Source organism: Mucilaginibacter auburnensis (genome assembly GCF_002797815.1).
GTDB classification, from domain to species: Bacteria; Bacteroidota; Bacteroidia; order Sphingobacteriales; family Sphingobacteriaceae; genus Mucilaginibacter; species Mucilaginibacter auburnensis.
Genome location: NZ_PGFJ01000001.1, coordinates 412954 through 437873 on the forward strand (window position 1 = coordinate 412954; position 24920 = coordinate 437873).

The following is a 24920-nucleotide window of genomic DNA, read 5'->3' on the forward strand; positions in this document are numbered from 1 at the left end:
TGCGCTTAGCGAACATCGGCAACAAATAATCTGTTATAAATTGATTGTTGAATTGCGCTGTAACGTGTTTGATGCGGGTCAACTACCTTATTACTGAAACATATCCCGTTAGCTTAATTCCAAATTCACGCACATCAATAATGTAGTAGTATGTGCCAAACGGAACAGGCTTACCATTGCTGGTTCCATCCCATGGTTTGGCATAGCCTATTGAGTAATAAAGCTGCTGCCCCTGCCTGCTATAAATGCGTACATCTGCCTGCTTGTAAGCTTCAATACCTTCAATAAGCCATTGGTCATTGCGGCCATCCGCATTGGGTGTAAATGTATTTGGCGGCTTTATTTCCGGCGCCACTTTAACTAAAATGCTGGTAGGGTCGCTTTTGCAGCCCAAGGCACTTGTTATTACTAAAGTATAGGTTATATCTGTTTCGCCTCCTGTTACTACTGGGTTTTTAATTGTGGCATCACTCAACCCCAACATAGGGCTCCATTTATAAGTTACATTCTCATCGCTTACAACAGGGTTGAGTGTAATGGTTCCTCCTTTTGATACATACCTTACTGTACGAGAATCGGCTTTGGCAGTAGGTGGTAAAACAAAAGAGATCTTGATCTCATCTTCCGGTTGGTCGCATGCGCCGGCTCCTGTAGCCTTCAGTTTTAAAATAACTAAACCTGCACTAACGTCAGCCAATGAAGGATGATAAATGGTTGCCGCTTGATTGGCGTTATCAAAAGTGCCCGTTCCGGTTGTTGTCCATGCAGCAGTACCTTTGCCTGGAAGTATAGAGCCTGAAAGCGCCACGTTAGTTTCGTCGTCACAAACATTTTGATCAGGACCGGCATCTGCAGCAGGTATAAGCGCGAAAGTGATAACCACCTGAGAAACAGCCTCTGTACAATCACCGGCACTTGCCGAAGTTAAAGTCAGTGTAACAGAACCGCTATTTCTGTCTTGCTGAGATGGAAAATACTTTGCTTTAGGGTCATTTGTAGATGAGAAACTACCTGTGCCTCCACTCCATACGCCTGCAATAGGTTGTTGGGTTACATTTCTTCTAACATCACCATCTAATTGAACCACAGTAGCAGTTGGACAAACGGTTTGGTTTGGGCCTGCATTGGCTAAAGGTTTGTTAATTACGGTAACATTGGTAGAGCGTGAAATACTTGAACAGCCATTAACGGTAACAACCAAAGCGTATGTGCCCGAATTGGCAAGCGTGACATTGGTTATATTATAAACGGGCGTTTGGGTTGTTGCTGTTGTGCCATCGGGTAGTGTCCATGTATAGGTAGCGCCAGCAACCGGTATGGTTTGTAACGTTAGTGTATTGCCTTCGCAAACCTGCGGTGACGCATTTATTTGAGGCTGCAATGGCTGTGCATTAAATATAACGTGATATTCAAACGGCTTGCTCTCACAACCATTGTATACGGGAGTTATAAGGTAGTAAACATCCAACGGCTGATCTGAATTGTTCACCAGAGTCTCGTTTATAGATGTTACGCCGCTTACAAATCTTTGTGGATTGTTTCCAACCGCGTTGCGAAACCAGTTAAATGTAGCGCCGGTAACATTAGAGGTAATCTGATAAGAAAAAGCCTCGTTTGAACAAGCCGGATCAAAGTTTTTGCTCGTAACCGTTACTACCGGATTAACGGTTACCGGGAGATCAAAAGTGCTTTTGCATCCGTTTGCTGTGGTAAACTCAAAATGGTACGGAACCACAATAGGTGCGTTTGTTGTGTTAGTAAGCGCCTCCCTAATGTTGCGTGATGTTTGATTGGCTACAGCGCGGGCATCTATACCTGTAACAACATCGCGGCTCCAGCTAAAATCTGTAACAGCCGGGTTGAAAGTAGCCAGATAGTTAAGTGGGTTTTCGTTACAAACACTGGCTTGTTTAGGGCTGGTTAGTTCGGCCGCTGGGTAGACGGTTACAGTGTAGTTGAAAGGGGTTCCGTTGCATCCGTTAGTTGAAACAGGTGTAATTACATAAATAACGGTTTGTGTAGATGGCGAAGAACTTGTAAGGATCTCGCTTATTACACTTCCCGATCCTGAAGATGGTTGGTTATTGTTAATAGCTGCAGAAGCTGCGCGGCTCCATGTAAAGGTTGTTCCGGAAAGATCGGCCTGTATGGTGTAATTTACATTACTGCCGCTGCAAATCTCGTCTGTTTTTTTGCTCGTTATACGTGGTGTAGGCACAACAAATAGCTTAACTTCGGTTAGCGGGCTTACACAATCTCGCGCTTCGGCCTGCACAAAATAACTCGTATTGGTAAATACAGGTATAGTTAACTTATTACCTACAGCAACCGGAAACATATCAGCATTAAACCATGTATATTTAATTGCGTTAGGGCTTGCAGCCGTAAGTTCGGCCGGCACGCCTTCGCAAATGTTGGTTACTCCGCTAACCTGTGGAGCAGTTGGAATACTCTCAACCAAAACATCAACTTCTGAACGTGGGCCGGAAATACCGTTGGTTAGCGCCTCTACCCAAAACTTAGAAATGCCAAGGTTAGTTAATGGGCTGGTACGGTAATTAGCTCCGGTATGTAACAGCGTACCTCCTGTTGCCGCGTCATACCATCTGTAGCTGTTGGCGTTTTGGGCAAATGCCGTCAGCGTAGCCGGATTACCAACGCAAACAGTGTCAGTAGTAGTTGTGGGGCTGGCCGGCGTGTTAATAAAGGTTATAGTTACACGCACACTCTGATTACCGCAGGCGCCGGTATCAAATGCGGTTAAGATAAATGTTACAGCGCCATCGGTTGGAGATGGCATGTAAGAAGCATTGGTCAGGCTGGTAGCATTGGTGATAACGCCTTGCCCATTGGTTGTTGACCATAATACATTTGTTGAACGGGAAAGCGTTCCTGATAATGTAACTGCCTGCCCTTTGCGCGCGTAACGGTCGGCTCCGGCATACGCAACAACGCTGGCCCTAACCTCAACCGTAAAAGTTTTTGTATCCTGGCTTCCGCAACTTACTAAATTTACAAAGTTGGTAACAGTATAGGTTCCAGGTTGGCTTTGTGCCAGATTGATCTCGCCTGTGCTTGAATTAAGAGACAGGCCCGACGGGCTGGCAGAGAAAACTCCGCCACTTGATGTTGGCTTATATTGCGGCTTTGGGTTAGTGCCGCTTTGGCAATATACGGTGTTAGCATAACTAAATTCGGCATTTGCAGATGGCGTTATAACTATTTCAGCGTAGGTTATAACATCGCAACTTCCGTTATTGGTTTTGTAAGATACGTTAAATCTGCCCAGGCCAGATGCTGCTATATTTATTGTACCGGTGGTTGGGTTAATTACAAGGCCCGCGCTGCCCGTAAACGTTCCACCAGCAACATAAATTGTTGGTGTTTGGTTCCCGGCAGACAAGCAATAGGTACCTGCGCTGTATTGAAACTGCAAGTTATTGTAAGGTAACACCTGAACTGTAACGGGTGTACGGTCGCTGATGCAGGTTCCGCTAACTACTTGTGCGTAATAGGTAGTTGTTACATCTGGTGTAACAGCGTAATTTGCGCCCTCGAACTCCATATTGCCGCCTGTAGGTACAGAAAACCATTGTATTTTGGTGCCTGCAGCAGAATGCGCTTTTAAAACAACCGTTGTTCCAACGCAAATAGCAGGGCCGGGATTATCTATTGTAGGCGGTGGTGTTGCAGCATTAACCGTAACGGTAATGGCAGTTCTTTCGCTTTCACATCCATCAACTTTATTAGAAACGTAAAAAGTTGTGGTATTTGTTAATGCAGCAGTGGTATAAACCTTATCAGTAGAAATAGGTGTACTCCCTGTTTGAGCGGTATACCATCTGTATTGTGTGCCGTTATCAGCCACAAGTGTTGCGGTTGTGTTATAGCAAATTGCGGCAACCGGCGTAACTGTAGGTTTAGGCGGCAAAGGAAGCAAACTAATGGTTATTGCAACAGGGTCGCTGGCACAGCCGCCTGATATGGCTCTAACATAGTAAGTTGTATTGCTGTTAAGAATTGGTGTTTGAAAAGTGGTACCTGTAAACGGAGGCTGTGTATTTTGAGCGTCAACCCACTCATAGGTATAATTGGCGTTAGGCTGATTGATATTTAAAACAGCAATGCTTTCCGCGCAAATAAGCGTTGTGCCCGAAATGACCGGCTTAGGTACAACCGGTAATACGGTAACGGCTACAGATACCGCATCACTATAACAGGAAGCGTTAAAAGCCCTGACATAAAAGGTAGTGTTTTCTGATATATTAGGTGTTGTAAACACGTCTCCTGTTCCTAATATATTATTTAGCGCTGCTGACGAAAACCATTCATATGTGGTATTTGCCGAAGGATTTGATACCCGCAATGTGGCTGGAGAGTTTATGCAAACAGGCCCGTCGCTTGCCGCTTGCGGAGCAGATGGTACGCTGTTAACAACAACGGTAACTAAAGTGCGCGGACTTAAACAATCATTTATACGCGCCTGAACCCAGTATTGCTTATTCGCATTTAATATGGGTGTAGTAAAGTCTGGACTTGTAATAAGCGGATCTCCACCTACTTCAACATCGTACCAGTCAAATAATACACCATTAGGCCCGGTGGCTTGTAACGTAGCCCTTGAATTAGCGCAGATTGGCTGTGCAGATACCGTTGGTGCAGCAGGAGCCTGTGTAACATTAACGGTTACTGCAACCCGTGCGGTTGAACAGCCAGATGAGGTGATACCTTCCAGGTAATAGGTGGTTGTGGTATTTAAAATTGGTGTTGTAAACTTATTGCCGGAGGCTAATTTAATGCCACCGGTTTCAGAATCCCACCAGTCATAGTCAGCTGATCCTACAGCAGTTAGTGTTGTTGAGGTGTTTGCGCATATAACCGCTCCCGGCGAGAACGGGTTTGCGGCAAGCTGTACGGTTACCCCTGTTCTGGCACTTATACAACCATTCACTTCGGCCTCAACATAATATATGGTTGATGCAGTTACCGGTGGCGTGTTAAATACCGTTCCACTACCTACCGGAACGCCCCCCTGTCTTTCTTTGTACCAATTAAATGTTGCACCTGCAGGCGCCGTTGTCTCAAGGCGGGCCGTAGAATTGTAGCAAACTACCCCGCTGGTATTGCTGGCGGTGGGTGCAGCCGGTGTTGGGTTGGCGGCAATATTTATGCTTACTTCTTTTGTGTTATTAGCATTATCGGTTATTCGTACGGTATAAGTACGCGCGGTGGTAACAGCTATACTTTGTCCGCTCTCGCCTGTTGTTATCCAAAAATAAGTATAGCCGGGCGTACCGCCAGATCCATTTGCGGTTAAAGTAACAGCTGCGCCCGAACAGATGGCTGGACTTGATGGGGTAATGCTTCCATCAAGGCTTTGTGCAAAGCAGTTAGCGGCTATTATTATTAAAGAAAACAGGAAAAAAATGCGCTTCATAGCAACTAACTAACATTTAACTCATCTTTAACAGATGCAAGTCCGCAATAAGGATGTTTGTTAAAAATTACAGCTAAAATAAGTTATGCGCAGCCGTAAACCAAACACTATATCAGTAACATATCAACTATTATATAAATACTAATATTCAACTGCGTTTATACGGTGTTTAAGCTTTTTTGTTAACAAAAAACAGCTTAAACGGTAAGTTAATACACACTGTTGTTATTGTTTATCTTTTTGCTACATTTGCCATCCTAACAACGGGGGATTAGCTCAGCTGGCTAGAGCGCTTGCATGGCATGCAAGAGGTCATCGGTTCGACTCCGATATTCTCCACTTAATTACAAAAAGGCTTTACATCAATTGTAAAGCCTTTTTTAATGAATGGGATAACCGCGCCCATCATGCTTCCATTTAATGATTGCGTTAAGCATTTAAGATTGACTCAGCTAAGTTTTTTCCCTTTCTTTGTATAAAGACTCAATAATTCTCTCGTTTTTTATGGTCGCTAAACTTACGTTATTCGTCTTCTCAATATTTTTTTGCCTTAGCGTTTCTGCATATACACCTCCGGAAAAACTAAATGTTTCCATTGATTTTGAAAGTGCGCGGTTGATTTCGGTATTATTAGCAAAAAAAAGTGTTACAGCAGCTGAGCTTGATAAAGCCGCAAACGTTTATGGTAGCAAGCAATTGATAGAAAAGGTAAAAGGCTATAGTGGTGCTGATGTCAGCGTTTTCAAGTCTACCCTTCGCGAAGTGATTGAGACAGGAACCGTTAAAGGCAATGATCCTTACAACTGGAAAGAGGTTAAAAACAACCTAAAGGCAATAAACCTGTTGCTCAACAAACTGTCGGCATCGCCGGATGCCTTTATTAATGATATTAAGCTTAAGATCGAAGCTTACACCTCTGATCAGGTCAATGCAAATATAAAAGCGTGTTTCTTAATAGGTGGAGGATCGTTGGGCTTTACCCAAGGCGATGGAATGACCTTTAACGTGGCTCTACAAAAAATTGGAGACGATTATGATGGGCTGAAGTTGTTAGTAGCGCACGAGCTTTATCATAGTATACAGGCTGCCGGGCAAGCCTCAAGAAATGTAAGTAAAACGGCCATGGCTTATCATGTAAAAGCTACTTACGCTATGCTCTATAACTTGTGGTCTGAAGGCACAGCCAGCCTCGTAGGTGATTTCACAGGCATGAAATCCGTTGCGCCATTTTCAAAAACCCAGATTGCCGAGTATGATAAAAATGCGGGGCGTAAAAGGGAAAACTTTGCTTTGTTTGAAGCGCTCGCTTATAAATGCTATACCGATTCTGCTTCCCGATTGTATGGTGCGTTGTACAACATCGGCTTTAGCACTGCGTTTGATGAAACATCTTATTACGTAGGTTATGAAATGAGCAAAAAGATAAGCCAATACATGGGTAAGAAGGCTATTGCCGACGAGCTAACCCAAGACCTGCTTTCCTTCATCGAAACTTATATCAAACTTTATAAAGAGCATCCGGAGGATAAAGCCTTTATCAGGTTTGATGCATCTACAGAAAATATTGTTCAGCAATTAGCTAAATGGCGAAATAACATTTAATTGCCGTTCTCTGTCCATAAAATGCTTTATGATTCGCAATAAAATTAAGGAGATCTCTAACTTAAAACTCATCAGCTGTTGAGCGGCTCTCTGCAAATGGTGAGCTATAAAAACGCAAAACTTTATTAGCGCTATCAATAGCAAAGGTCCATTCGGAGGTTTGATCTTTTTTCTCGGTAACGCTGTCTTCACAACTAAAGGTAAAACTTACATTAAGCAGAATTCTAAAGCTGCCCTTTTGCATAACAGGGTCAAAAACCACCCGGTCAAAACTAAATTTTTTTATATCGGGAGAGCCCCACTGTCTGAATTCCCGTTGTAACTCATAAACCAGCAACTGGTAATTAACTGTTGCCGGTTGAAATAAAGTGGAAAGGAATTGTGCAGCTGCACCTGGTTGTAAAATTGCTTCCAGTTGTTGTTCTTCAATTTTTATAGCGAAGTTTTCCATCGGTTCAAAAATCAGCAATTAAAAAGTATTTATAGCAATGGCCTTGTTTTATTACCTTAGCTGTCCTGTCAATAACTAAATGAAACCATTGCATCCCTATTTACGAATAGCATCCAATTTATACCGTGCATCTGCGCTGTTAACCGTGTTGGCTTATTTTTTAGCAGATGTAACCGCTATGGTACCTGAGATGTTAATGATTGCATTTATGCTGATAGCTGCTTATTTAATAAGAGCAGGCATAAAATGGTTAAAGTGGTTGCTCTTAGCCTGGGAGCTTTACAATTTACCAGCGTTCATAACACTGCTTAAAACGCCGTGGAAAGATAACCCGAGTATATTCGCGTTACTGATATTTATTGAAGTGTTGCAAATAGCAGCGTTGGTGTTTTTGTTTTTATCACGTAAAGATGATGACGACACTGATTGGGAAGATGAAGGAGAAGACGAACCTGCTAAACCACGTGCTGAGTAACGATGGATGCATTAATTGCTCACATAAAGAAATTTATTGTTTTAAGTTCTGACGAGGAGCATGAAATACAAAAGCACTTCAAAATTATTACGCTTAAAAAGAAGGCATGGCTGTTAACCGAAGGGCAGATATGTAAAAGCAATTACTTTGTTGAAAAAGGCTGTTTGCGGATGTATTATATAACTGAGAAAGGAACCGAGCAAATAACCCAGTTTGCTTTAGAGAACTGGTGGCTGGCCGACCATATGAGTTTGATGATGCAGAAACCCTCGCCTTTTTTTATTCAGGCGGTTGAGGATACGCATGTAGCGACTCTTGACTTTGCCAAACAGGAAGAGTTATTGCAACAGGTGCCTAAAATGGAGAGGTACTTCCGGCTGATGATGCAACGCGGATTTGCGGCTATGCAAATGCGGGTTAAATACCTGCATGATTTTTCTAAGGAAGAAGCTTATATGCAGTTCAGCGCCTCGTTTCCTGATTTTGTACAACGGGTACCGCAATACATGCTGGCCTCTTATTTAGGGCTAACGCCGGAGTATTTGAGCGAGATCAGGAAGAAAAAACATTAGTCCGCGCCATTTCTTAAACCAGTTTAATTTTTGCCCGGATGTGGCATGGTATGTTTGTCTCAACAAAAAAAACACATAACCATGAGCAACAGAATCAACATCCAGCAATTACAGCCCGAAGCCTACAAAGCAATGTTTCCGTTAGAAAACTATGTGAGAACATCAGGACTTTCTGCCACACACAGAGAACTAATTAAGATCAGGGCGTCACAAATAAACGGTTGTGCCTTTTGTATAAACATGCATACTGCCGATGCACGCAAGAATGGCGAAACAGAACAACGCATATACCTGCTTAACGCCTGGCGTGAGGTAAACGGACTTTATACCGAAGAAGAACGCGCCCTGCTTGCCCTTACCGAGGAAGTTACATTAATACACCAGCATGGGGTTAGTAACGAAACATATGAAAAAGCCATATCAGCATTTGGTGAAGAAGGCGTAGCAAAAATTATAGTTGCCATAATGGCCATAAACGCGTGGAACAGAATGGCCATAGCTACACAAATGCAGCCGGAAGGAGTGTAAACAATAAGCCTGAAGCAGCCAAAAGCACGCTGCTTCGGGCTTATTTACTTTGTGCGATTAGCTGTTAAATAAAAACACTTCTGTTTTTTAGATATGCATGCTGTTGTTATCTTTAACCCGGATAACCTTAAACTTATCGCATGAAAAAAATCTTTATCCTCATCACAGTTTTCTCTCTGTATGTGTTAACCTCTATGGCGCAGGTTGACAGTGTAGCCCGTCAAATTAAAGCTATCGAATCTCAGTTTACCTATCAGCATGGCGCTATTAAAATAGGTAATGGCATTGCGGTTATTAACGTGCCTCCGGGTTTTAAATACCTGGATTCAATTCAAGCGGAAAAAGTGCTAACAGATGTTTGGGGTAATCCAAAAGGTACCAGCAAATCTTTAGGGTTTCTTCTACCCGAAAATCAAGGCATTTTAAGCGAAGGAAGCTACGTATTTAACATTGAGTACGATGCGATTGGTTATGTTAAGGATAATGACGCGGATGATATAGACTATGATGAGCTGATGGAGAATATGAAGAAAGAGGCCAAAGAAGAAAGTCCGGAACGCGAAAAACAGGGCTATTCATCTATTGAAATGGTGGGCTGGGCCTCCAAACCATATTATGATAAGGACCGCCACATTTTACATTGGGCTAAAGAAATAAAATTTGGCAATGACAGTATCAACACTCTTAATTACAACGTGCGGGTGCTTGGGCGCAAAGGTGTACTGATATTGAATGCCATAGCAACCATGCAGGAGCTGCCACCGGTAAAGGCCAGCATTCCGCCGGTTTTGAACAGTGTTGCATTCTCTGACGGAAATAAATACAACGAGTTTGATTCAAGCATTGACAATGTTGCCGCATGGACACTTGGCGGATTGGTTGCAGGTAAGATATTGGCTAAGGTTGGCTTTTTCGCCCTGCTGTTAAAGTTTTGGAAATTGATTGCAATTGGCGCTGTTGCTGCATTTTCGGCCATTAAGAAGTTTTTTGGATTTAAAAAAGCCGAGCCTGCTCCTGCAGAAGAGGAAACTCGACCAATAGCCGAATTGCCCCATGCATCGGCAGAAGAAAAAGCAGAGGCTGATCCGTTAACAGATCTACCTGAAACGCCATCCTACGAGAAAAAAGACAAAGAAGAAGACGATAAAAATAAGCCTGTGTCATAATACAGGCTTATCTTCCTCTTTACTACTCTTTAGCAGCTTCAAAATGCTGATGCAGCTTTTCTTCTTCCAGGTCAAGCAACTCAAACTGGTGCTTTACCAGTTCATCACTTATCTCCTCCTTTTTGTTGAGGGTATGCAATAGTTTGCGCTGCTCTTTTAGCAGGTGGGCCATTATTTTGAGGTAATCATCATAAAAAAACTTTTCACGATCGTGGTTATCATCCTTGTCCCAATCTTTTAACAACTGCATTTCGGCGTTGTAGCGCATAACCAAACTGCGCACCATGCCGTTATTTTTGCAAACATTATTATAGTGCTCATCTAATATATTAAGCGATAGATGCGCCAGCTTTTTACGTACCAATTGGCGTTGGCGCTCTAACGGTACAGATAGGTCTGGGTCGGGCATGTTTACTAATTGAACAACTTTTGGCAGCGTAAGCCCTTGTACAACCAAGGTTATCAGTATCACATTAAAGGTGATGAACAATATCATATCCCGGTTAGGGAAAGCTACACCCGCTTTAAGTGTTAGCGGAATACTCAAAGCCGCGGCTAAAGATACTACTCCGCGCATGCCCGTCCATCCTAATAGGGTTGGTCCTCTCCATCCCGGACTCGCATCGGCTACGGTTATAATTTTGCTCATTATCACCGTAATAACCGATGCTGCGTATGAGCAGATAAACCGGGCAACAATTAAAACACCTGTTATAATGAGGCTGTAGTTAATAGCCAGTTTCAAACCATCGTCGCCAAGGTTTTTGATCACTACCGGGAACTCCAGCCCTATCAGCATAAAAACAATACCATTCAGCAGAAAAGAAACAGCCTGCCAAACGCTAACCGCCTGTAACCTGCTGTGATAGGATAAGAACTGAAACCGCCTTGCCGACAAAAACAAGCCGCCACTCACTACCGCCAATACGCCCGAAAAATGGAAGCTCTCGGCAGCTATATACATAACGTAAGGACTGATGAAGGTAAGCACTACGTCGGTATTGGCTGATGTGGGTAGCCAGCGATGCATGGAATAAAACAGCAATGCAACGCCTATGCCTATGGCAACGCCCATTACAATTACCAGCACAAAGTTGGTTGCAGCATCTGTAAAAACAAATGAGCCTGTTAATATAGCCGCTAAAGCAAAGCGGAACACCACCAAACTGGATGCATCATTCAATAAACTTTCGCCCTCAACAATAGTTACAAAGCGCTTGGGTACCTTAACAGTTTTTAAAATAGAACTTGCAGAAACCGCATCGGGAGGAGAAACAATACCACCCAGTAAAAAGCCGGTAGCCAAAGTGAAACCCGGTATAATGGCGTTTGATACATAAGCCACCACACACGAAGTAATAATAACCACCGGGAACGCGAAGCTGGATATAACACGTCGCCACTTCCAAAAATCCTTCCATGAGGTGTTCCATGCAGCCTCATAAAGCAAGGGTGGCAGAAAGATAACAAAGATAAGGTCGGGTTCAATTTCAATACCGCGAAGGAAAGGCACAAAGCCAAGCGGCAAACCAACAAGTACGAGTAGTATAGGATAGGCCACCTTTATTTTCTGGGCCAGCATTACCACAAATAAAATTATAACCAGTAAACACGAGTATTGGATAACGGCATGATGCATGGTCTAAAAATACATTTTTTTCGCTGGTCATTCGTCATTGGTCAATAGTCATTTGATTTTGGTGTACCGCTTGTCTCATGTTCCACGGTTAAAGGTAGTAAGACGATGGTGGGACGATACTAACCCACCCCATCGCATCAATATTTTAATAGATAGTTTGTCATTCTGACCATAGGGAAGAATCTTATACAACTATGCTATGCCGTTCGCTTAGTTAGCAAAGCGTATAGGATGTTTCGTTATCACTCAACATGACAATTGAGCTATGTGACAATGACATTACACAATTCCACCCCCATCTGCAAAACGTATCATTAATACCCACTTTTGTATAAATCTACCCGGTTGGGGCCCTGTACATTTGTTTCAGCAATTAAGAAATAAAACAATGGCAAAAACAATTTTTATAACAGGAGCTTCTCGCGGATTTGGTAAAATTTGGGCAGAAGCATTTTTAAAACGCGGTGACAATGTAGTAGCAACCGCCAGAAACATAGCATCATTAAATGATCTGACAGAAAAGTATGGCGATGCCGTATTGCCCATCCAGTTAGATGTAAATAACAAAGCCGATGGCGTTGCCGCTGTACAACAGGCTAAAGCAAAATTCGGCTCAATTGATGTGCTCATTAATAATGCAGGCTACGGCTTGTTCGGCACCATTGAAGAAACCACCGAGCAGCAGGCCCGCGAGCAGTTTGAAACCAACGTGTTTGGTTTGTTATGGGTAACACAAGCGGTATTGCCGGTTATGCGTGAGCAGGGTCACGGGCACATTATACAGGTATCAAGCGTGTTGGGTATAACCACCTTGCCAACCTTAGGTATTTACAACGCATCAAAATTTGCGGTTGAGGGCCTGAGCGAAACACTGGCTGCAGAGGTTAAAGGTTTCGGCATAAAGGTATCATTGATAGAGCCAAACGGCTTTAGTACAGAATGGGCTGGTCCGTCAGCATCACAAACAGAAGCCATTCCTGCCTATGATGGTGTTAAGGCAGCTTTCCGCGAAGGATTGTCTGACGATAGCTGGGGCAACCCCGATGCTACTGTTGATGCCGTTTTAAAACTGGTTGACAGCGAGAACCCTCCGTTGCGTCTGTTTTTGGGTAAGGTAGCCTATCCTTGGGTTAAACAGGTATATGCCGATAAATTAGCTACCTGGGAAGAATGGAAAGACGTTGCCGCTGCCGCACACGGGCACTAATAATTAAATGTATTTGAACTGACAATAGCGCGTTGACAATCAGCGTGCTATTGTTGTAATTTGTAGGTTATGAAGCACTTTAAAAGTATAAGCGAGATGCACCGCGAATATGGCCTTGCACCGCCCGAGAATCCGCTGATAAGTTTGCATAAATGCAACAACTCCTGCTCATTAGGCGCACGTGAGTTTACCGGCGATTTTTACCTGATAGGATTCAAAAAGCTTCAGTCGGGGATTATAATGTATGGCCGTACCAAGTACGATCAAGAGAATGGCTCCATGTATTTTTTTAAGCCGAGGCAGGTAATTGAGTTTAAGGACCTTTCTTTTGAAGAGGATGGCTTTTTAATTTATGTACATGAGGATTTTCTTAACGGAAGCCCGCTGCATCAGGATATAAAAAAGTACACCTATTTTGATTACGAAACCAACGAGGCCCTGCACCTGTCGCCACGTGAGGAAGAAATAGTATGGGACCTGTACCGCAAAATAGAAACCGAGTACAACAATAATCCGGATGAATATAGCCGCGATATTATGCTAACGCATATTGATTCCATACTGAAATACGCGCAACGGTTTTACAAGCGGCAGTTCATTAACCGCACCGAACTATCGGGCAAAACAACATCAAAGTTTACCAAGGCGCTTACCGATTATTTTGAAAAAGGCGGCTTGCAGCAACAGGGCTTACCAACGGTTAACTTTATGGCCGACAAGCTCAATGTATCGCCCAGGTATTTAAGCGATATGCTGAAACAGGAAACCGGCAAAACCGCCATTGAGCTGATACACATTAACCTGATAACCGAAGCCAAGCATCTGCTCAAAACCGCAGATCAATCCATTGCCGAAATAGCCTACGCTTTAGGCTTTGAGAACCTGCCCTATTTTTCACGACTGTTTAAAAAAGAGGTAGGCATTAGTCCTAATCAGTTTAAAAAGCATGAGTTGAATTAACGTCGGCTTGTTGCGTTGTTTAAGGAGTGGTAAATGTGTTACACTAAGGTGTACCAGATAAATGCGCGTTATGGTGTTTTCGCAAATCCGTACTTGTTTGATAATCAATACCAATGTTTTTTTCGCGATGCAAATGGTACTACTTTTAAGTAAGTAAAATTAAGTTGAAAGTGAAGCTAATTAAATAGTAATCAACTTGTTATGTTTTTGAGGGCTTTTCGCCGTTTTTGGTCCACCAGATGGGACAGGGTTGGGTACACTAAGTGCTGAGCGGATTCTTAAGTCGGTGGCAGTTTAAGTCTCGAGTGGAACATGCGGACTAATGGGATACTTTCTATGTTAAAATGTTGAAAAGAAATACAATCCCTATTTCGATAGTTATCAGTATATTGTATTAAAATATTAAATCAGAAAATATGGGAATTAAACCAGGTCCAAAAAGAATCGCTAAATCTACAGGAAAGCCGGATCAACGTCAACGTGATAATAAAGAAACGCCTGGTAATACACCATCATTAAAGCCACACGAACATAAGAAAGGAAAATAGACTTCTGGCTTCATCAATTATACGAAACGCATCAGCTTTAGATGAGAGTGTTCCGAAAGACACGCGACACGCGTGCGTAGCGATCCCGGACCAACTTGCAAGGCTGTTGTGAAGGGTATGTCAAACGCTGCACGCGTGTGACAGCGTTAGGCTGTAAAAAAAAACTAAATAAGCGAGTATGGCTTGCATTTATTAAGTATATCGTTAAGTGCTGTCAATACTGCATCTAAGTCAAACGTTTCACCCCGAAATACTAATGTATTGTTAAAAGAATTGTAGCCCCTATGAGTCTCCAAGGGTTCATTGCCAAAGATGCCGCTGTTAAATGATGGGTTCATTGCCATATCGGTATATACACCTCCAGAATGATTCTTAAAGTATTCTTCAATACGCTCATCATAATGCTCGAAATGGTTCCGGAACTTACGGCTTGAAAGAGGATTGCTTTCGTCAATCCCAAGAAATTTCCTTAAACTTTCACCTCGTGCTTTATACGCCTTATTAGGCCAAAGAATTTTTGATACATTTCCTGCTGCAACAAGAATAGATTGAATTGAGCACCACGTTTCGAGATTGTCACGTTTGTTGTGTGTTGCTCTCAAACGTTCAGCCGCTCTTTGTGCAATTTTAGCTTGCAGGGTAATCTCACCAATGAAAATAAATTCTTTTAAGCTGTTCATAAGGTTTTATTAAAATTTCTTACTATAGTTTTTTCTGTTTGATCAGAGATGAAAAGTCTGGATTAACTGGACAAAAATTACAATCCATTTCTAATCCGAAATCGATTGTAAGACCTTTATAAATCAAATGAGCATATTCATATAAATGGCTAATAACGTTATCAGCTTCGTATGGAGTTATTATTAATTTATTGTTCTTTATAGTAAAATGTCTTTTGAATAACTTTCCGTCCTCGCCAGTGGATAAACGTAACTTAAGGGTTTCACTTACGTTTTGTCTACCGTGAATAACAATATGTCTCAACTTTACCATAAGGTTAAACCAAGAACTTATGTTATATCCCCAAATATTGTTACGCTCATGTTTTTTAAAGAAGGGAGAAATTTTCCTAAGAATTTTTATAAATCCCTTATTATTTGAGTCTTGAATTTTGAAAAGAGAGCCTCTGATCGTATTGAATTTCGCTTCCTCTGCATCTATTTTTAGCACTCGTAATAATTCATTGTTTTGCACCGCTAATTCTGCTAAGATATTTTTTAGGTAACTCTCAAAAACTTCTAAAACTTGCGATAATGTAAGAGAGGATACATAACTTAATAACCTTGATGTTTCTTCTTCCAGATTGTCAGTATTTAGCACATAGCTATTCCCTGTGTCATATAAATTGTTACCGCCTTCCAACTGCGCAAGGTCACGATAGTTTGTCATCATTGAATATAAATCATAACCGGAAATGGGAAACGTGTTTTTAAGTTGATTGCTCCTCTCTGTAAAAAAATTATTAATGATTTGCAGATTGGCATTGATCGCCGTCGATTCGGTAAAAAATGCTTCAATGTGTTTTTTAAGATAATTGCTTTTCATTGAAAGTTTTTTTATTGTTTAAAGTATTATTTGAACTACAAAACCGGAGGCCTAATCCTCCGGCTTCTCCCTCGGGTCCGCCATCCTCACAATCCTTGGTTCAAACTTCGCCAGTACATCTACCAGGTCATGCTGCGCGGCCATAACGGTGTGTATGTCTTTGTAGGCCATTGGGGCCTCGTCAACATCGCTACCCATTAAGGTAATGCGTTTATCTAACAGGTTGGCGGCAATGGCGGCTCTGTCTAAAGTTTTAAAGGCGGCGCTGCGGCTCATTAAACGGCCCGCGCCGTGGCTTGCACTGTTAATGCTGGTAACGTTACCTTTACCGCGCACCACAAAGCCCGGCGTGCTCATGCTGCCCGGTATAATACCCAGCACGCCCTCGCCGGCAGGCGTAGCGCCCTTACGGTGCACCATTACTTCGGTACCATCGGCCAGTTGTTCCTTCCAGGCAAAGTTGTGGTGGTTCTCAATACGCGTAAGCGGTTTAACCCCCAACGCACGGGCAATTTTGTTATGTATCTCGTGGTGGTTGGCGCTGGCGTATTCGCCGGCCAGGTTCATGGCGATCCAGTATTCCTGCCCTTCGTCTTTATCCAGATCTAACCAGGCCAAATGCTTGGCTTCGGCAGGCAGTTTGGTTTTGGTCATGGCAATTTTGCTGTAATAGTCGGCCACGGCCCCACCAAACCCACGTGAGCCGGAGTGCGACAATAAGGCCAGGTAGCTACCCGCAGGTATGCCGTCTAAAGCGCCTTCGGCTATTGTTAATTCACCCCACTCCACAAAGTGGTTGCCGGTGCCGCTGGTACCTAACTGCGCGTAAGCTTTATCTTTTAAACTACGAATCACTTTGGTTTCGCCCCATGCTCTGCTATCAAACAACGAGCTGTCAAAGTAACTTTTAGTGGCGCAACCCATACCAAAGTAGGTGTTGTCAACCAGTATGGTTTTCAGCTTGTCGGTCTCGGTATCAACCGCTTGGGCAGGCAGATCAAAAATGCTCAGGCACATACGGCAGGCAATATCCACCCCCACAGCAAACGGAATAATGGTGTTGGCGGTTGTGGCCAGTACCCCGCCTATGGGCAAGCCGTAACCCTGGTGTGCATCGGGCATAAGCGCGCCGGCAACCGCTATGGGCAATTGTATGGCGGTTTTCATCTGCGCCAGCGCGCCAACCTCAATGTGTTCCAATCCCCATACCGGGAAATTGGCTACTTCCTTTTTCAACTCGAAAGTGTTGCGTTGCTGTTTAACAAACTTGCCTTCTTTACGCAGGGCAATAACATCCTCGGCCAGGTTTTTAAACTTGCCGCCTTTTTTAAGGGCGTAAGGCATCGGGTCGTCAATCAGGGCCTCTAAATTGGCCAATATCTGGGTTTTGTCCATTACGCGGTGTTTAAGCAAACCATTAGCAACGCGACTAAAGTTGACCAGTATTTCCAGATCGTCAATACCGAGTTGTCCTAACTCGGCATTGCTGATCTTTTCTTTTGGCTCACCGGCCTCTTGAAGGGAGCTGTTGTTATTTACTTTTCTCATTTTCTTAAATTAAATCATTCCGTTAAACTCACCCCGACGTTGCTTCGCTCGTCACCCCTCTCTACGCTTGCGTAGAGAGGGGGTAGTAGTTTTGTTTTACCCTCTTTTCGCCAAAGGCGAAGAGAGGGTGGTCCAGCGCAGCGTCGACCGGGTGAGTAATGCCGGCGGCTAAACTTTCAACACCACAAAGAAACATAGCAACTGCGCAATGTATTTGCGTAGTAGAAAATAATTTTTAATTTTTGCCTGAACTATGATTTGCACGATTAACAGATTATAAGATTCAAGCTAAATCGCATCAAAACAAATCCGAAATCGAACATCCGAAATCCGACTTCAACCCATGCCTGTTAACCGAAATGCCCTCATCCGCTACCGTACCATTGATAGCTGCCTGCAAAACCGTCGCCGTAAGTGGACGCTGGATGATCTGATAGATGCTTGTGCAGATGCTTTATATGAGTTTCAAGGTATCGATACAGGTGTGAGCCGCAGAACCATTCAGGGCGATATAGAGATGATGCGCAGCAACAAACTGGGTTATGAAGCGCCCATTGTTGTGGTGGATAAAAAGTACTATACCTACAGCGATAAAAACTACAGCATTACCAATATTCCGCTTAACGACCAGGATATGCAAGTTTTGGGTGAGGTGGCCAACCTGCTGCAGCAGTTTAAAGGCTTTAACCACTTTGCCGACCTCAATGAAATGGTGAGCAAACTGGAGGACAAGATCTATACCCAAAAAACACACAGCACCCCGGTTATTGATTTTGAAAAGAACGATAACCTTAAGGGACTGGAATATATAGAGGTGATACGCAAAGCCATTGTTGCTAAAAAAACCATCTGCATTACTTATCAGTCGTTTAAGGCGCGGGAGGCAAGCGCCTTTTGTTTTAGTCCGTATTTGTTAAAGGAGTACCGCAACCGTTGGTTTGTGTTGGGCAGAACCCACCAAAGAAATAACCTCTTACTCAACCTGGCATTGGACCGGATTCAGGCCATTACCGATGATAACGAAGATTATATTGAAAATAAAGACATTGACCTGGCGGCCTATTATAGTAATGTGATAGGCGTAACCAAATCGCCCAAACAGCGCGATGTAGAGGTGGTTTTTTGGATAGACAGCGCCAACGCGCCATATGTTATAACAAAGCCATTACATCATACACAAAAACTTTTAAGCGAAGATGCTACAGGAAAGATATTCAGCATCAGGGTGATCATGAACTTTGAACTGGAGCGGGAACTGTTAGGGTTTGGCGCAAAGCTGAGGGTGCTTGGTCCGCGTATTTTGGTGAAGCAAATAAAAGACCAGCTTAAAAAGACGTTAGGACAATATGAGGGTGCAACACCGGATGGGCAATAGTAAGCCTTTCTGCCAATCGCTTAGCTTTTCGCTTCATTACCGCTCATAGCCGCGGGGGCCTAGTTACTTTTTTCTTGATAAAAGTAACCAAAAAATCAAGCCGAAAAAACCCTCCCCGCTCAGGCCTTTACCCATGGCTCGGTTTTTCGGCACGCCATTACCCGACTCTTTTACTTGAGCACACAAAAAATCCCCGATTGCCTTTACAACCGGGGATCTCCAATATCAAAGTAAGGCGAATTTAAACACCCAGATCTTTCATTATCGCTTCTATTTTAGCTTCCATTTGCTTGTCGGTTTCAGCAAAAGCCTCTTTCGAGGCCAGCTTACCTTTTGCCGAGCAATAGAATTTTATTTTAGGCTCGGTACCTGATGGGCGGGCTGAAATAATGGTGCCATCCTCAGTAATGAATTGCAATACATCGCTTTTTGGCAGTTCAATAGGCTTGGTTGAGCCGGTAGCCAGATCGGTTTCGGTTTGCAGTTCGTAATCTTTTAAGGTAACTACTTTTGAGCCACCTAACGTTGCAGGTGTGTTGGTGCGGTACTGCTCCATCATAGCCTTAATTTCTTCGGCGCCGGTTTTACCTTTTTTGGTAATAGAGATCAGCTTTTCCTTGTAGAAACCGTATTTGATATATAGGTCAAGCAAGGCCTCAAACAAGCTGCTGCCCTGGTCCTTATAATACGCGGTCATCTCCGCGATAAATGCTGCCGATACAATGGCATCCTTATCGCGCACCAACTCACCAATCAGGTAGCCATAGCTTTCTTCGCCGCCGCCAATAAAGGTTTGCTTACCTTCAAACTTGGTCATTAACTCGCCAATGTATTTAAAGCCGGTAAGCGTGTCGTAGTATTTAACGTTCTTGTCGTTAGCTATATCGGCAATCAGGTTGGTGGTTACAATGGTTTTTACAATGTATTGGTTGCCATCCAGTTTGTTTTTAGCCTGCCATGCCTCTAACAGGTAGCTAATTAATAAACTGCCGGTTTGGTTACCGTTCAGCAAAATAAACTTGCCTTCGGTGTTTTTAACAGCAATACCCACACGGTCGGCATCAGGGTCGGTTGCCACTACCAGGTCGGCGTCAACTTCTTCTGCTTTTTTAAGGGCGAGGGTAAGCGCCTCATGCTCCTCAGGGTTAGGGTAAACAACCGTTGGGAAGTTACCATCAGGAGTGGCCTGCTCTTCAACAATGGTTACATTCTCAAAACCAAAGCGTTTCAACGCCGGTGGTACTAAAGTAATACCTGTACCATGTATTGGAGAGTAAACTATTTTAAGGTTTTTTTGACGTTTGATGGCTTCAGGCGATACAGACAACTCGGCAATTTTGCTCAGGTATAGCTCGTCAATGTCTTCACCAATCATTTCCACCAAAGCATCATTACGGGTAAATTTTACTTCGTCTATGCTTTTAATAGCAGCAACCTCGGCCATAACTGCCTTATCATAAGGCGCAACAAACTGACCGCCATCTGCTCCATATGCTTTGTAACCGTTATATTCTTTTGGGTTGTGCGATGCTGTAAGCATTACACCGCTTTTGCAGCCTAAATGGCGCACCGCGAAAGAAAGCTCAGGCGTAGGGCGCAGGGCTTTGAAAAAGTAAACGTGGATGCCGTTGGCAGAAAACACATCGGCGGTAATACCGGCCAATACATCAGAGTTGTTGCGGCTATCGTGCGCAATGGCAACTTTTATTTGCTCGGCAGGATAAGTTTTTAACAGGAAGTTAGCTAAACCCTGTGTAGCTGTGCCAATGGTATATTTATTAACACGGTTTGAACCCGGACCCATGGTGCCACGCAAACCGCCGGTGCCAAACTCAAGGTCGCGGTAAAAAGCGTCGGTAAGCTCGGTAGTAGCACCCTCGTCAATCAATTTTTGTATCTGTTGTTTAACCTGGTCGTCATAGCTTCCCTGAAGCCATGCGTTTACTTTTTCCTGAATAGCGGGGTCGAGTTGTGACATGAGTGATCTTAAAATTTTCAGTATAGATTGTTAATAACATCAAATATGATAAAAATGTGTGGAAATGATTAAACAATAACCTCCGGGCAGCAAAAATTCATCATAAATTAACATGTATTCGGAATTGTAAGCGCTACTTCATCATTTGATATTCAGTATTAGGCGTTCGGTATTCTAAAATTTTAAACCTTATCTTTGCAGCCACATGCAAGTAACTAACACTATACCTGCCGTTTGGGAAAAAGGCTACAATAATTATGGGCCCTGGCTGCGCGAAAAATACAAAGGTGCACGGGTATTCAAAGTAATTGTTGATGGTGGCTTTACCTGCCCTAATCGCGATGGCTCAAAAGGTTATGGTGGTTGCACCTATTGTAATGTTGATTCGTTCACCCCATCAGTAAGCCGAAATGCTCCAACGGTGCGTCAGCAGGTGGAGGAAGGCATGGAGCGGGCGCGCAAAGGCAACCGTGCCGATAAATTTATTATATATTTCCAACCCAATACCAATACGTACGCCCCTGCGCATTACTTAAAAATGCTGTATGACGAGGCGTTGAGCTACGGTACCGAAGATATTGTTGGCTTAAGCGTAGGTACCCGCCCGGATTGTATTGATGCGGAAAAGATAGCCTTATTAGAAAGCTATACAGACCGCTTTGATGTTGACCTGGAGATGGGCATGGAGTCGATCTATAATGATACCCTTGCGCAGATAAACCGCGGCTGTACGCATGATGACCTCTTGAATGCCCTTAAACTGGTGGAAAACAGTAAGCTGGATATTTGCGTGCATACCATTTTTGGCTTCCCTTGGGAGACGCGTGAAATGATGCTCAAATATGCCGACGAGATCAACCGCCATCCGCAGATAAAATTTGTAAAGTTCCATCACCTGCACATCGTTGAAGGATCTGTTATGGGGGTAAAGTACAAGCGCGAACCCTTTAAGCTTTTTGAGTTGGATGAATACGCCGATTTTTTATGCGACCTGTTGCCTTTAGTCAGGCCGGATGTGGTGATACAACGACTTTTCGGCTTAAGCGACCGAGAACTGCTCATAGCGCCCAACTGGAAACTGAAAAAATCAGAAATTCAATACCGTATTGACCAACGCATATTGGAGCGTGGCGTGGTGCAGGGATCATTAGTTGGCTGTTTGTAGTTAGCAGTTTTCAATTACTTGTTTTAACTATCTACCGCATCTTAATTTAACTTACGCTGTAATCTACTGCTAACGGCTCACTGCAAACTCAACAAGCGGCACCCATTTTGCATCTAAATGGATAAAAATTATTTTTAGGAAATAAAATATATATCCGTTGTCACAAAAACCGCTTTCCAACTATATTCCGGCGCTAACGGGGGTGCGCGCTCTGGCTGCTTATTTGGTTTTTATCTCACACTACTATTATGTGTTTGATGATGTTTTTCCCCACATTGTGCAACGTTTTTTAGGCGAGTTCCATATTGGGGTGTCTATTTTCTTCGTCCTGTCGGGGTTTTTAATAACTTTTAGATATTACAAAAACTTCCATTTAACTACAGATTGGTTTAAGCAATACCTCAAAAACCGCGTGGCGCGTATTTACCCAATGTACGCTCTGCTTACCATTTGTGCTTTTGTATACTACTTTATTACTAAAGACCAAAGCATTACCAAAGGCAACGATAACCCAATCTGGCTGATGATCATGAACATCACCTTTATCCGTGGTTTCTTTTTCCAGTATTGGGATACGGGTATAGCACAAGGCTGGTCGTTAACCGTTGAAGAGTGCTTTTACTTTTCGGCTCCAATAATCTTCCTCATTGCTAAAAAATACAATAAGTTTTATCTGCAGCCTATAGTGTTAACGTTGTTCGCTATTGGCATGACGTTAATATTTAGCCGTATTAACTGGCACGGCTTCTTTGGCAACTTCCCGTTTGTAATGTTATTTACTTTCTTCGGGCGTTGTTTTGAGTTTTTTGTTGGTGTACAGTTGGCCCGATTTGTATTGAATAAAGGTTTTGAGCGTACTAACAAGGTAACATACACCTACATTGGCCTTATTTTAATGGGCTTATGTGTTTTTGTTATGGCGCTACAACCCATTCCAAAAGGCTGGGCAGCAGGCGTACAAAGCACCACCGGCATAATTGTAAATAATTACTTTTTGTGTTTGGCTGTTGCGCTCTTCTTTTACGGAATACTTACCGAGAACACAGTGCTGAAAAAGTTTCTGGCGCTGCCATTTGTTGAGCTATTGGGTAAAAGTTCGTATATATTTTACCTGATACACTTAGGATGGCTATATAATATTATGCACGGTTGTTTTGATAAGCTTAATGATTTAGCTTTTGAGTTGTATGACAAGTGGGGAGTTGACTGGCGATCGCCGTTTGAGTTTGATAAGCTTAATTTGCTTTACGCTTTCATTATTTTAAACGCCATTTCTATGTTACTGTTTACCAGAATAGAGGAACCATTAAATCATTACATACGTAAGTCAAATTTTCTAATAAAGAATAAACCGCGTAATCCGGAAAACGAATCTGCAAAAATAGCGTAGTTAAAGAGCGCAAACTTTTAAAATGAAATGGAATAGAATATTGTGCAGTTTAACGTTGTTGCTGGGCTTAATAATGCCTGCACTGCATTGCTATGCTCAGGAAACAGATGACGGAGAAATATCAACGGTGTTATCAACCAAGAGTAAAGATGCCATCTTTGATAAAACCGCATCATACAATTTCGAAGTTAAAAACACTTACAACGTTCCGCAGGAAGGTACAATATCATATGTGGTTTTTGGTAAACAAGGGGTTCAACTTCGCAAAGAGTCTATTAAAGTAAACATGCCTAAAAAAAGCTCGTCAAACTTTAGCTTTAATATTGACGGCTTGAAAAGCGGGTTTTACAAAATTGATTTTATGATCAATGTGTCGTATTATGACGATACAACGCATAAAGCATTTGGCATACGTCCGGAAGAAATAAAATCACAATATCCTGAGCCCGCAGGCTTTGATAAATTTTGGGCGGATGCACGTGCAGAACTTGCGCAGATTCCTCCTGATTTTAAGATGACCCTGTTGCCCGATACCATCAAAAATAATAACCGCCGAAGTTACCTTGTTGAAATGCGATCATTAGACAGCGTTATTATTCACGGCTATTTAACTGTGCCAAAACGAAAAGGGAAGTTTCCGGTTTTGCTTGGGCTGCCGGGCTATCAGGTATCGGTAGCGCCGCTGTTTGGCGCTGATGATGATCTGGCTATTTTAACACTTGATGTTAGAGGGCAGGGCTTGAGCCGTGGTAAAATTAACACACCCAGAGATGAATTCATTACCTATCATATTGAAAACAAAGAACAATATGTAATGCGAGGCGTAATAATGGATTGTATACGTGCCGTAGACTTTATAAGTTCAAGGCAGGAGCTCGACGGCGGAAATATTGTGGCATCGGGGGGCAGTATGGGCGGCTTTTTAGCCCTTGCAACTGCTGCGCTTGACAGCCGTATAAAGTTATGTTCAAGTCAAAATCCCATCATGAGCGATATTCGTAATTTACCCGGAGAGGTAGATTGGCCTATATTAGATATAGAAAGGTATATTAAAACGCAGCCGGGTTTAACTTTTGATCAGGTTTTAAATACACTGGATTATTTTGACAGCAAAAACTTTGCAAAGCGTGTTAAGTGCCAGGTGTTGTTAGGGATAGGATTGCTTGACAATTTAGTACCGCCTGCCAATGCATACGCTGTTTATAACAACATGCTTAACAGTAAAAAGAAACACATAATAGTTTTTAAAGATCTGGCTCATGAGATAGGGAGTGAATACGTTAACTATGACGGAAGATGGGTTAGAGATAGTTTTGGATTATTTTGATGCACGT

At 42.9% G+C, this 24920-nt stretch carries 19 protein-coding genes and 1 tRNA gene; 13 read left to right on the forward strand and 7 right to left on the reverse strand.

The window, feature by feature from the left end; translation table 11 throughout:
- Positions 1-82: 82 nt before the first annotated feature.
- Entirely contained in the window at positions 83-5437 is a 5355-nt protein-coding gene (locus tag CLV57_RS01825) for an Ig-like domain-containing protein (RefSeq protein ID WP_100339656.1), read from the reverse strand.
- A 265-nt stretch (positions 5438-5702) separates the two neighbouring features.
- On the opposite strand from CLV57_RS01825, the gene CLV57_RS01830 reads away from it, so the two are divergent.
- Positions 5703-5776: transfer RNA gene (locus CLV57_RS01830), tRNA-Ala, on the forward strand.
- Positions 5777-5941: 165 nt separating this feature from the next.
- Positions 5942-7039 (forward strand): DUF5700 domain-containing putative Zn-dependent protease, encoded by a 1098-nt coding sequence (locus CLV57_RS01835; protein WP_211290014.1) that lies wholly within the window; start codon positions 5942-5944, stop codon positions 7037-7039.
- Positions 7040-7100: 61 nt separating this feature from the next.
- Here the strand turns inward: CLV57_RS01835 and CLV57_RS01840 are convergent, their stop codons facing one another.
- Positions 7101-7490, reverse strand: coding sequence for a hypothetical protein (locus CLV57_RS01840; RefSeq protein ID WP_100339657.1), 390 nt, complete (start codon positions 7488-7490; stop codon positions 7101-7103).
- Between the two features lie 79 nt (positions 7491-7569).
- Between CLV57_RS01840 and CLV57_RS01845 the strand changes: the two genes are divergently transcribed.
- The 4 genes from CLV57_RS01845 (at position 7570) to CLV57_RS01860 (ending at position 10231) form a co-directional block, all read left to right on the forward strand.
- A complete protein-coding gene (locus tag CLV57_RS01845; protein ID WP_100339658.1) occupies positions 7570-7965 on the forward strand; it encodes a hypothetical protein in 396 nt (131 codons plus the stop codon).
- A 2-nt stretch (positions 7966-7967) separates the two neighbouring features.
- Positions 7968-8537 carry a Crp/Fnr family transcriptional regulator gene (locus tag CLV57_RS01850; protein WP_100339659.1) on the forward strand — a complete coding sequence of 190 codons (570 nt, stop codon included), beginning with the start codon at positions 7968-7970 and terminating at the stop codon, positions 8535-8537.
- A gap of 81 nt (positions 8538-8618) precedes the next feature.
- The gene (locus CLV57_RS01855) at positions 8619-9065 is read left to right on the forward strand and encodes a carboxymuconolactone decarboxylase family protein (RefSeq protein WP_100341277.1); all 447 of its coding nucleotides are present in this window, start codon (positions 8619-8621) and stop codon (positions 9063-9065) included.
- 140 nt (positions 9066-9205) lie between these two features.
- Positions 9206-10231 (forward strand): DUF2167 domain-containing protein, encoded by a 1026-nt coding sequence (locus CLV57_RS01860; protein ID WP_100339660.1) that lies wholly within the window; start codon positions 9206-9208, stop codon positions 10229-10231.
- Positions 10232-10253: 22 nt separating this feature from the next.
- Here the strand turns inward: CLV57_RS01860 and CLV57_RS01865 are convergent, their stop codons facing one another.
- The gene (locus CLV57_RS01865) at positions 10254-11870 is read right to left on the reverse strand and encodes a Na+/H+ antiporter (RefSeq protein WP_100339661.1); all 1617 of its coding nucleotides are present in this window, start codon (positions 11868-11870) and stop codon (positions 10254-10256) included.
- A 388-nt stretch (positions 11871-12258) separates the two neighbouring features.
- On the opposite strand from CLV57_RS01865, the gene CLV57_RS01870 reads away from it, so the two are divergent.
- The 3 genes from CLV57_RS01870 to CLV57_RS18660 all read left to right on the forward strand — a co-directional run bounded on the left by CLV57_RS01870 (position 12259) and on the right by CLV57_RS18660 (position 14585).
- Positions 12259-13077 carry an SDR family NAD(P)-dependent oxidoreductase gene (locus CLV57_RS01870; RefSeq protein WP_100339662.1) on the forward strand — a complete coding sequence of 273 codons (819 nt, stop codon included), beginning with the start codon at positions 12259-12261 and terminating at the stop codon, positions 13075-13077.
- A gap of 69 nt (positions 13078-13146) precedes the next feature.
- On the forward strand, positions 13147-14037 hold the full coding sequence (locus CLV57_RS01875) for a helix-turn-helix domain-containing protein (RefSeq protein ID WP_100339663.1): 891 nt from the start codon (positions 13147-13149) through the stop codon (positions 14035-14037).
- 416 nt (positions 14038-14453) lie between these two features.
- The gene (locus CLV57_RS18660; protein WP_262497409.1) at positions 14454-14585 is read left to right on the forward strand and encodes a hypothetical protein; all 132 of its coding nucleotides are present in this window, start codon (positions 14454-14456) and stop codon (positions 14583-14585) included.
- A 164-nt stretch (positions 14586-14749) separates the two neighbouring features.
- Here the strand turns inward: CLV57_RS18660 and CLV57_RS01880 are convergent, their stop codons facing one another.
- From CLV57_RS01880 to CLV57_RS01890, 3 genes are read right to left on the reverse strand one after another with little or no spacing between them, the layout of a single operon-like run.
- Positions 14750-15265, reverse strand: coding sequence for a hypothetical protein (locus tag CLV57_RS01880; protein WP_100339664.1), 516 nt, complete (start codon positions 15263-15265; stop codon positions 14750-14752).
- 22 nt (positions 15266-15287) lie between these two features.
- Positions 15288-16130: a hypothetical protein gene (locus tag CLV57_RS01885; RefSeq protein ID WP_100339665.1), complete on the reverse strand. Its 843-nt coding sequence runs from the start codon at positions 16128-16130 to the stop codon at positions 15288-15290.
- Positions 16131-16181: 51 nt separating this feature from the next.
- Positions 16182-17678, reverse strand: coding sequence for an RtcB family protein (locus CLV57_RS01890; RefSeq protein WP_100339666.1), 1497 nt, complete (start codon positions 17676-17678; stop codon positions 16182-16184).
- A gap of 343 nt (positions 17679-18021) precedes the next feature.
- On the opposite strand from CLV57_RS01890, the gene CLV57_RS01895 reads away from it, so the two are divergent.
- Positions 18022-19053 carry a helix-turn-helix transcriptional regulator gene (locus CLV57_RS01895; protein WP_100339667.1) on the forward strand — a complete coding sequence of 344 codons (1032 nt, stop codon included), beginning with the start codon at positions 18022-18024 and terminating at the stop codon, positions 19051-19053.
- Positions 19054-19294: 241 nt separating this feature from the next.
- On the opposite strand, the gene CLV57_RS01900 is transcribed toward CLV57_RS01895, so the two are convergent.
- Positions 19295-21031, reverse strand: a complete 1737-nt coding sequence (locus CLV57_RS01900) for a phospho-sugar mutase (protein ID WP_100339668.1) — start codon at positions 21029-21031, stop codon at positions 19295-19297.
- A gap of 205 nt (positions 21032-21236) precedes the next feature.
- Between CLV57_RS01900 and CLV57_RS01905 the strand changes: the two genes are divergently transcribed.
- From CLV57_RS01905 to CLV57_RS01915, 3 genes are all read left to right on the forward strand, one after another.
- The gene (locus CLV57_RS01905) at positions 21237-22196 is read left to right on the forward strand and encodes a TIGR01212 family radical SAM protein (protein ID WP_100339669.1); all 960 of its coding nucleotides are present in this window, start codon (positions 21237-21239) and stop codon (positions 22194-22196) included.
- Between the two features lie 157 nt (positions 22197-22353).
- Entirely contained in the window at positions 22354-23586 is a 1233-nt protein-coding gene (locus tag CLV57_RS01910) for an acyltransferase family protein (RefSeq protein WP_157799035.1), read from the forward strand.
- Positions 23587-23608: 22 nt separating this feature from the next.
- On the forward strand, positions 23609-24913 hold the full coding sequence (locus CLV57_RS01915; protein ID WP_100339671.1) for an acetylxylan esterase: 1305 nt from the start codon (positions 23609-23611) through the stop codon (positions 24911-24913).
- The last annotated feature ends 7 nt before the right edge of the window (positions 24914-24920 follow it).